We start from the raw sequence: 10,557 nt of genomic DNA, 5'->3' as shown, positions 1-10,557 counted from the left end.
TTTCAAAAATAAAAAGCTGACAATTTCATCAATTTTTCAATATATTCATATGTAAAAATACTTGCATTCATTTTATCTCGCTATTCGCGAGCAGTAAAACCCTCACATATCAATATTCTTTATACGGTTCTGGTGCAAAAAAACATTTGATAGAGAAATAAAACCTACATGGTCTTTTCAATAACAGATTATGATGCAATTCCAAACAATTTATGTATGAATCCAACTTCATTTTGAGCAGACTTCACCTGTGGGTGAAGTTGTCCTTTTTTCATCATATGCATGGCTTCAACGCCACTCAATATAGAAGTGGCCGTTTCATAAGACTTGAATCCTAACATAGAACGTACACGTTTCTTAATGAAACGGTGATCCTGTTCCACTATGTTATTGAGATATTTAACTTGTCTTATTTGTATGCCTTCAGGCATACGTTTCTCTTCTTTTAACTCTTGAATCGCTACGGGGTAGGCTGGGTTCTTATCTACTGTTATCACACGAGGTTTACAAATATGAGAAGCGGCCAAGGCTTTCTTGAAAAAGCGCTTGACTGCTTGTTTATCTCTTGATTCACTTAGATAAAAATCAATGGTATTCCCTTCTGAATCGACTGCGCGATATAAATACATCCATTGACCTTTTACTTTCACATACGTTTCATCGACTCTCCAGGAATCATTTGTTGTCTTAAGATGACGTCGTACTTTTTCGTCTAATTCAGGTCCATATTGATGCACCCAACGCATAATGGTGGTGTGAGCAATAGACAAACCTCGTTCCTCCATCATTTCCACCAAATCACGAAAACTTAGGTTGTACCGTAGGTACCATCTTACCGTTAATAAGATAATATCAGGCTGATAGTGCTTCCATTTGAACAAATTTTCCTTTTTCATACTGATCACACACCTTTTTTAGAGTAATAGTATCAGTATGTCCAAGATTTAGAGATTACTTGCATGTACCTTGAAGTTTTTGCACCGGAACCCTTTTTTCTAAGAGGAAATATCTCCATTTCTATATTTATTGTACTTTAACAGCATATGTCCCCATTACAGGATTAGGTGTATACACATATAAATAATACTTCCCTGGTTTTGCAGTAAACTTTTCTTTCAGTATATTTTCATTAGAGTTTCCGCCTGCAACGTATCTTTTCATATCTGATTCATGAAAAAGCACCCATATCATGTTGATTTTACATTCGTTTATGACAGAAATGTTCATTTCTTTTGGCGATGACACATTAAACGTATAAGTATCTTTATAATCTTCATCCTTAAATGAACCTTTGAGAAGCGTATTAAGCGGAATTACATTTGCTTGTTCTGGATTATTATTTGGTTCTTTTTCAGTTTCTCCTATTCGATCTACATTAACTATCATTTGTTCTTTACTTTCTTTTCCTTTATCATCTTTCATTGTTAAGGTTGCCGTATACGTTCCTTCTTTTTCATATGCATGAGTAGGATTTGCTTCTGTGCTTGTTTCTCCATCTCCAAAGTCCCAAAGGTAAGAAACGATTTTTCGATCTTCAGCTTTTGAACTATCGCTCTTAAACTGAATTGCGTTATTTTCCTCCCCGTAATATGTTTCTCTTGCTCGATCTACATTAACTGTCATTCGTTCTTTACTTTCTTTTCCTTTATCATCTTTCATTGTTAAGGTTGCCGTATACGTTCCTTCTTTTTCATATGCATGAGTAGGATTTGCTTCTGTGCTTGTTTCCCCATCTCCAAAGTCCCAAAGGTAAGAAACGATTTTTCGATCTTCAGCTTTTGAACTATTGCTCTTAAACTGAATTACGTTATTTGCTTCACCGTAATATGACTCATTTCTCTTTACAATCATTCCTTCATTTGCGCCTTCATCTGTTGCAATGCCGTGGAAAACAATATCATATTGGAACTGATTTTCATTATTTACACGATAATTTACAAAGTATGCTGTTACTGTTTGATAACCGCTCCATCCTTTTTGCGACAGCTTCTCTAATGCTTCGTTCACTTGTTTACTCATCGTTTTCCAGTCTTCAGATTCACCTTGCGTTGCATTGCCTGTGTACGTACCTTCAACTGTAAATGTATTAAAGAGTTGAGACTTATGCTTTGTAATCTTTGCATCTTTTACATTCGCAACATCTGCAATTTCCTGCTTCACTTCAGCTAGCGCTTTCTGTGCATGACTTACTAAATAATCATCTGATGCTTGAGGCACATTAAATTTTTCTTGATTATCAATTAATTGCTGCATATATGTTTGATATTCTTTATTCAATTGTGCATCTTTGCTTAACTCCTCTCGGTATGCATCATAACCTTGTATATCATTTGTACGAATTAAATCTTGTATTTTATCGAATGTATCAAATTTGTGATTATACATATAAGACTGCAATGCAAAGGAATAGTTATAAAAATCCCACGTTCCGTATTTTGCATATAATGTTTGTTCGGCTGTATAGCGCTTTGCTGGTTCGTTTGATAAACCTCTTATAATACTCTTACGCGGTACCACATTATTCGTACGCGTTGATCCCGCAAAAAATTCCGCATTTCCTTCTTCATACCATGTCAAACGTTCATCTTGCTGTAACTTTCCTTGTCCCCATAATCCAGGCACTTCATATCTTCCCTGTAAATAGTGTGTAAATTCATGCCGGAACAATTCTTCCAAACTATAAATACTTTGCTGCGGTGTACGTTCATATGTAAAGAACGTTCCGACGTTTTCAATATAAATACCACCATTCTCCGTTTCATATCCGTACAATTGCTGGTTAAATTTATATTCATCTGGCGTGTTATAAATTACGATTGTTAATACATCATCTGCATTCCCTTGTTCTAATGCTTTATCATTTCCGATTACACGGTGATATTGTGCTTTTACTTCTTTCGCAGCCCAATACAATCTTTGGATTTTTTCCTCTGTCACTTTATCTCCCGTTTTAAAAACAATTGCTCCATCATCAAATGTATACGTTTTCGGTAAATATTTCCCTTTACCCTCTTCTTTAATTTGATCTAAATTTACTGTTTTTCCGTTCGCATCTACTCCGCCGTAATTTGTAGCAATCTGCTGTGCTGCACCAAAATATTGCTCTCCTAAATATGGATACATCTGCATCGCTTTGGTAACAACGTCTAACCCTTTCTTCGGATTACTATGAAATTTCCCTAAACGTCCTGCATAGTAAATACCGTTATTAATGAGCCAACCATTTTTATCCGTCACATTACGTATAAGCGCCATTTTATTGACTTCATTTATAAAACTATCAATCTTCCCATACCACATTGTTGCATTTGGCTCTTTACCCGAAAGGCGCCAATCAGTCTCTATATCGGCATCAACGGCTTGCATTAAAGCGTATACAGCATTTCCTTTCTTACGGTCATTTTCATATGTAGAAAGGTTATTATTATACTGTTTTAAAATTTTTGCTGCATACTGCACCGTTTCAACGTCACTAGAAGTATTCCTCATTAAATCCCCGTAAGCAGTTACAACCAAATCTTGCTCAGCTGTGCCAAGTTTAAAATTTGGATTCTTTGCAATTGCTTTCAATGCAGGTAAACACTTATCTTTGAAGCTTCTCTCTTTTAAATAACTTAATCCCTCATTATACGCTCCGACATAAAAAGCGGAGCGTAGCACTTCAGTAAATGTATCAATTCCTTTTGCATCATCTTTTGTAAACGTACTTCCTTGTTTCTCTAATCCATTCATGATTACTTGCATGCGTTCTTTATTTCCATAGAAACCCTTTGTTTCTTCGTTAAACTGAAATAAACCTTTAATTTGTTCGGTACGAATATTTGCTAACGTATCAATTAACTCCTCATCGCTCATTTTATTTAGTTCATATAAAGTATAGCTTTTCTGCGACTGCCCCGCTTTCACACTTTTCATAGTGGAAGCTGGCTTTTGTGAAAAATCTCCTACTTTTAAACGTTCTTCAAATGATAATGTTTCATCAGCCTTTGAGGAATGAGAAATTGCATCTTTTGGCTTTTCTATCCCTGCTGGTTTCATTTGCATTACATTGTAAGGTACTTTTTCTTCCGCTGATACTTCAGCTTGCAATGCCCCTAACGACAATGCCATTGTACTAACCCCAAGCATAATTTTATTCATTTTCTTTTTCATAATTTTCCTCCATACTAATATATAACTAAAACAATATAACATATTATTTAGATGAATTAAATCAAATATGTAAGATTTCATATCACTTTTTAATAGTTTTTAAATACTTCGTGAATTATTTAAAGGAGGTACATCAACTTAAGAAGTTGGTGGATGTGGGGTGGTACCCCTAGTATGTAAGTCTTTTAAGTCGAAGTATCCTAAATTACGTATACATAATAGACTACATAATTGCGTCAATGAAGTATGAGCTATGTTTTGACTTAACCAAATACATAGGGCCACTAAATCTTGTGCGCGGTATGTATTTTTTTGTTTAACAAATCCTACATTTTTAGCTAATTGCTCTAAAGCATCAGGTGACATATATCGTTGCAACTCTTTAGAAAACAATTCTAGTTCATCAATAATAGATAAGTTCATATCAAATACGCCATCCTTTCCTATGATGCTATAGAAAGGGTAGCGTATTTTTTCATTTTAGGGGAAATTTGTTTTGTTAGCTTGATAGCAATGGAGGCTACTCTACAGAGTACAGTTTAACCTGAAGTAGCCCCTTTTCTAAATAATCATTATTGAATAACAGAATAAAATTATCATAATACCTTTTTCTAAAAAAGATATATAGGTATCACTGATTCACAGATCTTCTAATCTGCACACGCGTATCATGTATAACTGTCAATGATTTAGAAAAATGCTGGCTAAATTCCCATCTATACCATATTTCTCTATGTACTTACGTAATCCCCCTTGTTTATAAGGAATTATATGATGTGCTCTATTAGCTATGCCAAATTGTATTTGGATTGTCATCGATTGCATTACTAGCTAAATCACACACTTGCTTTCATTATTTTCTTGAATCATACGCAGCTACTGGTTTAACCGGTTTCGCATCCGTCGCTTCCCATATAGGGGAAGTTAATGTTGGATATCTCAAAGCTTCTACTTTTTTTCTTGTTTCTTGTGATGCTTTCAGTCCCCATTGATCAAAGAATGGAAGTAAATTTTGTTTCGCTACTTTCGATGTATTGTAAATAAATGCTTGTATTTCATCTTCATCAGTTTCTGGAAGTTTATCTTTTGGTAACTCTCGATATAGTTTGTGAAGGTTCGGATAAAAATCTTCCCCATATGCTAAATAAAGTTGCCAAAACATAACAAGTTTCACAAACAAGTCATCAATATTTTTATACTCTTTATCTGTTTGTTTTAAGTATTTAAAGGCTCTATCGTAATCCCCCTCTTTTTCTAAACGCGTTGGTTGATTCGGGAATAATTGTTTTTGTGCAGCTAAGGAATATATATTAACAGTGACTTCGGTCATTCCATTCGAAGCCCACGTCCAAGGATATTGTTGCCTTGTGTGTCCTGCTTCATGCAGTTGTCCCCATCCAAATTCATTTACATTTAAAGCGCTTTCGATTGCATTACCAGCTGTAGTAAATACGGCTCCATCCAAACTTGCATACATGCCCCAATCTGATTTGTTAGGGTTTTCTACAAAAGCCCAAAGGCGGCGGGTCGGACGATGTAACGGATTAGAACTTGTTTCAGATAGTCCCGATATTTTATCTTGCGCTAGAATCATTTCATCATACTTTTTTAATAGTGGAACAGGATCTTGATCCACAATATATTTCTTGGCACTATCACTAGTAACAGTAAGTACAGCTTTCTTTGACTTTAATTGAACAGCATGCGCATCTGGATACTTGTCCATCATGGCAATCCAGTCTGCCTTCGTATGTTTTCCTAATTCAAAGAATGGAATAGTGCTCCCGCCTTGTGTTACTTTTACCTTAACCGTTCCTTTCGCTTCAGAGTTATCAAACCCTAATAAACCACCGTTTGGAGAAGAAATGGTGTTAGAACCAGGAGAAAGACGAAATGTTTTTCCACCTTCTTTATCATATTCATTTGTCCCAATAGTTGCTCCAAGCTTGTCTAATCCTGATAGTCCTGACACTTCAATTGTGACTTGTTCATTCGGTTTCACATAGATTCCTGTTGGCACATAGTTTCGTTGCTGACTTCTTCTTTCTCTTTCTGCTTCACCCATATAATGTCCTGTACTTGGAAGTTCAAACGTCCTCTCTTCATATTGCGCCTGAGTTTGCGTAGTTTCAGCATGAATGTTCAAACCATTTACAGTCATAGACGTAAATAATGTCGTTGTCATAACAGCAGATCCCATAAATACTTTCATTGATTTTTTTAATTTACAATTCTTTCTTCTATTCATATAAGTCAGTCCCTTCATTCAAATCCATTCTAACGTTCATACGAAACGCCGATTTCCTCATTAGCTCATTATATCTGCTCATGTCATTAATACAATGAATATTTCTCTTACTATGACTACTTCTTAAATTTACTTATCCCCCTCTCTTATTTCATACACGTAAAAATTATACCTATATATAATTTTGAAGGGGAGTATCTGACCGAGTATAGAAACGGTCATGACTTTTCCCACCACATCAAAAGGAGAAAACAAGTGCAGATCATGTTTTGTTCTGCATAGCAGCGGCTTATATGTTAAAAAATTAAAATGGATTTATATAAATTAAACATTTTAAATGATTAACTTAAAAATGTTTGTAAAATAATAACATAGCATTCTACATACCATTATCTAATACGCAAATATGCAAAATTGCATATTTTATTTATCATTTTAGCCAAGAAGACTCCTTCCTCAAGGAACGCGAAGTGAGTAGGGGTACGGAAACGATTCTGGGTATGAGGGGTCATTCTGGAAAAAAATTCAATAATAAAAGTCGTAGGAACCATTACCTACGACTTTTTACTATTTAAAATTTCATTAATCTGGACAAATATCTAAAACATCATGAAAAAGAGCATATTCTACAGTCACCTTAGGGCCAAAGAAAGTTACACCCTCTGGGAATTTGAGATCCATAACAACCTCATTTACTTCTGCATAGGATAGTTCTGTATAATTTTTCGATGTTAAAGATTGAATGACTTGTTGTTCGAATTCCAATTGTTGAATCGTATAGGCCTGTGTGTTATCTCCATCTAAAGTGGACAGGAGTGACGTATCATCAGGACAGTCAACTGAAAATTCATGTTGAAAGTAAAACACGGGCGCCAACTTTGAAATTAATAAAGTACTGCTGTAGTCAACTTTTAAATTATCTTTTTTATATGGTTTAAAATCAAATATATATTTTTCTGCTGGCCAAATCACATTATTTTTAACAGATGTAGTAAGAATATTACTGTTGTTTGTGAATGATTGTAATTCTATTGGTAATTCAATTTTGCTTTCACATTTTAACAAATATGCATCTTTATCTTCATTTACATAAAATTGTTGTATTGCTCTTTTTACTAATTCATTCATGACTAAATCCCTTCTTTTAACTCATTATTAAATCATGCCCTCCAGATTTATCTGCAGGTTTCGTTTGATTCAAATTGAAATCTACCTCTCCTTGATGTTTCCCTTTACTATTAACTACTTCAAATCTACCGTGTTGTGTATCTAAAGCATAATAATTCTTTGTTTTAGAGTCAAAATATACATCTCGATTATTTATTCTAGTTAGTTTAGGCTCTTTTTTCCAACCATTGTGTTTTGCGATATCCATGGACGTTGATTTTATTAGAGCAATTTTTTCATTCACATTCATCTTAGCTATCTTTTGATCAAATGCCACAACATCAAAACGACCATTAGAGACATTTTTAGCCGCCGCTTCTAGTGCCTTTCCTTTCTTTTCAAGGTCACCAATTTTCCCTACAACTTTACCAATTACACGTGTAGTATCACCGGATACAACGGATAGTGTACCCCATCCATAATCTTCTGGTCCATATTTCCTACCTGTTGTTACATCTTCAAATTTGATAAGCTGTCCAATTTCTTTTCCTGTCCCAATCCTGATGTAATTACATGTATCTTCAGCAACCCCCAACCATAGTAACTATCACTTTATCTTCCAATACTTTCAGATAATAAACTTTTACTTAATACTAAACAAACGTAGGAATCAATGATTCCTACGTTTGTTAATAAAAATACTTTTTACTTAATAATATCTTTTACATTTCCTATACGTATGTCACCATCATGATGATATTCAATGACATATCCCATATCTGGTGAATATATCCATGTATCAAAACTAACAGCTGTAACATCATATATTACTTCCAAAACTTGAGGTAATTCTGTTTTGATGACTGGCAATGTTGCTTCATCCCAAATAAGATATACCAAATGAGAATCTGTTCCAAAACAATTCTGTAAATATACTTTTATTTCATCCTCATTATATAAATCACCATAATTTTGAATATTATCCCAATCGATTCTTCCCCAAAATGTGATAGGAAATTTGTTTTCAAAACTTCTTATTATTTTTCTTCCTTCTGTTCCTTCTAAAATTTCAATATTTACTCCTAATGCTTCAATACATTCTTCCAACAATGTTGCCATTTTATCACCTACTTAATAAAAAACGTAGAAATTAATTATTTATATGTTTTTTATTATAGATACCTATCTTTCGATTTTTATATCCTTACACCATATTTCTAAGTCCATAGGAGGCATAATTATTTTACAGGTATATAATTTTAAACCTTCTTTTTCTATTTCACCAATTTCAATATCATGAAGAAAATATGGTAACTGTTCATGTGTAAAAGTTTTTATTGATTTTTCTTTTACATATCCCATACTATGTTTAAAATCTATTTTATAGCAACCACTAAATTGAAGGGTGACATCATCATCCCCATCTTTAAAAATTAAAATCACTTCATCACCAAAATAATCACATGCTAATTTAGTAACCCAAGCATCCCAGTAATATAACTTATCAATTTTTTCTTGTATTCTCTGTACTTTCATTTTTCCACCTCAATTCTTACATTTTATATGGAATATGAGCATCTGGACTTTTAGCATCTACTATATTTCCGTTTAAATCTAATGGATTTTTATTCTCATCATATAAATGTACATGATCATATTTTGTTACTTTATCCGGTGGATCTATTCTCATCCTTATTGTACCATTACCATCTCGAACATGAACAAACCCATTATTCTCTGTGTATTTCCATCCTTCTGGAAGTTTTTCTAAGATTTCTTTTTTAGCCATATTTGGGATATTGTGTGCGTTAATTTTACCAATAGTTTTTCCAGTAGACTTCACAGCCTTCTCAAGATTTTTTGCTTTTTTTTCAATATCCCCAACAGTGCCAACTACCTTGCCGATAGTTTTTACTGTTTTTACAGTTCCACCAGTTAGTACTGATGCGACACCAATCGCGTAATCAGATAGTTTGTATTCTTCTGTTTTACCCATTTCATGGCCTTGTGCCAATTGAATAATTTCTTTTGGCACATTAATAATTGGCCAAACATCTAATGAAGCATTCATAAAATTAGTTGTATCCCGGTCGGCTTTTTCAAGCTCTCTCATTTTTTCTGGTGTAACACCAAAATCACGGAAAGCATTAGTTAAATCAATATTGCCAATACTTCCAGCAGGAATATCAATCTTATGACTTGCTATTTTATTAGCGGAGTCCATGAATGTATTTGCAAGATCTATTCCCATATTGAAATCTGTGAAGAATCCTGGGACTTTCGCATCCAATGCTTGTAAATCTTTCGCAATGATTGGAGCGTTTTTTCTTGTTACTTGCACAAGTTCCTCCAATTGAGGTTTCGCTTCATCTACAGAATGCTTTAGGCGAATCGAACTATTTACAACTGGTCCTAAGTCTTTAACTACACCAGATAACCCCGCAGCTAATTTACGATGATTCTCCTCAATTTCAGCTGTTGCTTTGGCAACAACATCTATAAATTCAACAGTTTTCCCCGCAACCACATCTAATGCTTGATAGTAACCAGCATAGAGTTCAAAAAGGGATTCATAAGATTGCAGGATCGATACATATACATCAGCACTAAATTCCATCCACTCTTTTCCATACGCTAGAGCATCTTCTCTCGTATTGCCAAGCAGTTTAAATAGCTCGTTTCTTTGAGTGACCGTTAAACTATAGGGCGCTTTAATGGAGTGATGAAAAAAGCCTAATTTCTCTACAATAAATTGAGAAATTAGGCTTTTTAATAGGAAAAGTAGGATACATATTAACAGAATGCACTCATAAATGGGAATATGGATATAAGACCATAAGGTTTTCCTACTATTAAAGAAGATGTTTAGGTTTGAATGCTACAGGATTGATTATGTAATATTACCAGTTATGAATATAAAATAAAGTCACTACTTGGTTTATCTAGAGTTTAATCAATTTACAGGTATTGTAAACAAGAAATACCTGTAAATTGATTAAACTTATTTATAAAAAAATAATTCGTTAGAATACTTTAAGAGCAAGTTTTCA

Annotated in this window: 6 protein-coding genes and 4 pseudogenes; all 10 read right to left on the bottom strand. The window is 33.9% G+C overall.

Features of this window, described 5'->3' with window-relative positions; all coding sequences use genetic code 11:
* Positions 1–188: 188 nt before the first annotated feature.
* A complete protein-coding gene (locus tag B5P42_RS29375; protein WP_113735896.1) occupies positions 189–896 on the bottom strand; it encodes an IS6 family transposase in 708 nt (235 codons plus the stop codon).
* 127 nt (positions 897–1,023) lie between these two features.
* On the bottom strand, positions 1,024–1,623 hold the full coding sequence (locus tag B5P42_RS33195; protein ID WP_309251511.1) for a PKD domain-containing protein: 600 nt from the start codon (positions 1,621–1,623) through the stop codon (positions 1,024–1,026).
* Positions 1,609–4,152, bottom strand: a pseudogene (locus B5P42_RS29370) (collagenase); the annotation flags it as partial. The gene B5P42_RS33195 and the pseudogene B5P42_RS29370, both read right to left, overlap by 15 nt.
* 216 nt (positions 4,153–4,368) lie before the next feature.
* Positions 4,369–4,575, bottom strand: a pseudogene (locus B5P42_RS29365) (IS4 family transposase); the annotation flags it as partial.
* Between the two features lie 430 nt (positions 4,576–5,005).
* Entirely contained in the window at positions 5,006–6,400 is a 1,395-nt protein-coding gene (locus B5P42_RS29360) for a M60 family metallopeptidase (RefSeq protein WP_113735894.1), read from the bottom strand.
* 582 nt (positions 6,401–6,982) lie between these two features.
* Positions 6,983–7,528 (bottom strand): hypothetical protein, encoded by a 546-nt coding sequence (locus B5P42_RS29355; protein ID WP_113735893.1) that lies wholly within the window; start codon positions 7,526–7,528, stop codon positions 6,983–6,985.
* A 16-nt stretch (positions 7,529–7,544) separates the two neighbouring features.
* Positions 7,545–8,066: pseudogene (locus B5P42_RS29350) on the bottom strand (colicin E3/pyocin S6 family cytotoxin); the annotation flags it as partial.
* Between the two features lie 146 nt (positions 8,067–8,212).
* Complete coding sequence (locus B5P42_RS29345) at positions 8,213–8,626, bottom strand: CDI toxin immunity protein (RefSeq protein ID WP_098786418.1); 414 nt, start codon at positions 8,624–8,626, stop codon at positions 8,213–8,215.
* Positions 8,627–8,689: 63 nt separating this feature from the next.
* Positions 8,690–9,043 carry a hypothetical protein gene (locus B5P42_RS29340; protein WP_113735891.1) on the bottom strand — a complete coding sequence of 118 codons (354 nt, stop codon included), beginning with the start codon at positions 9,041–9,043 and terminating at the stop codon, positions 8,690–8,692.
* Between the two features lie 16 nt (positions 9,044–9,059).
* Positions 9,060–10,208, bottom strand: a pseudogene (locus B5P42_RS29330) (S-layer protein); the annotation flags it as partial.
* Between the last annotated feature and the right edge of the window lie 349 nt (positions 10,209–10,557).

It is taken from the genome of Bacillus sp. SRB_331 (assembly GCF_003264175.1).
Lineage (GTDB): Bacteria > Bacillota > Bacilli > Bacillales > Bacillaceae_G > Bacillus_A > Bacillus_A mycoides.
Note: the sequence above shows the minus strand (reverse complement) of the source record. Positions and strands in the feature narration are given on the sequence as shown.

Excerpts from the sequence above, each read along its gene's own strand:
- B5P42_RS29375 (WP_113735896.1), bottom strand. The coding sequence starts at position 896 with ATGAAAAAGGAAAATTTGTTCAAATGGAAGCACTATCAGCCTGATATT.
- B5P42_RS33195 (WP_309251511.1), bottom strand. The coding sequence starts at position 1,623 with ATGACAGTTAATGTAGATCGAGCAAGAGAAACATATTACGGGGAGGAA.
- B5P42_RS29360 (WP_113735894.1), bottom strand. The coding sequence starts at position 6,400 with ATGAATAGAAGAAAGAATTGTAAATTAAAAAAATCAATGAAAGTATTT.
- B5P42_RS29355 (WP_113735893.1), bottom strand. The coding sequence starts at position 7,528 with ATGAATGAATTAGTAAAAAGAGCAATACAACAATTTTATGTAAATGAA.
- B5P42_RS29345 (WP_098786418.1), bottom strand. The coding sequence starts at position 8,626 with ATGGCAACATTGTTGGAAGAATGTATTGAAGCATTAGGAGTAAATATT.
- B5P42_RS29340 (WP_113735891.1), bottom strand. The coding sequence starts at position 9,043 with ATGAAAGTACAGAGAATACAAGAAAAAATTGATAAGTTATATTACTGG.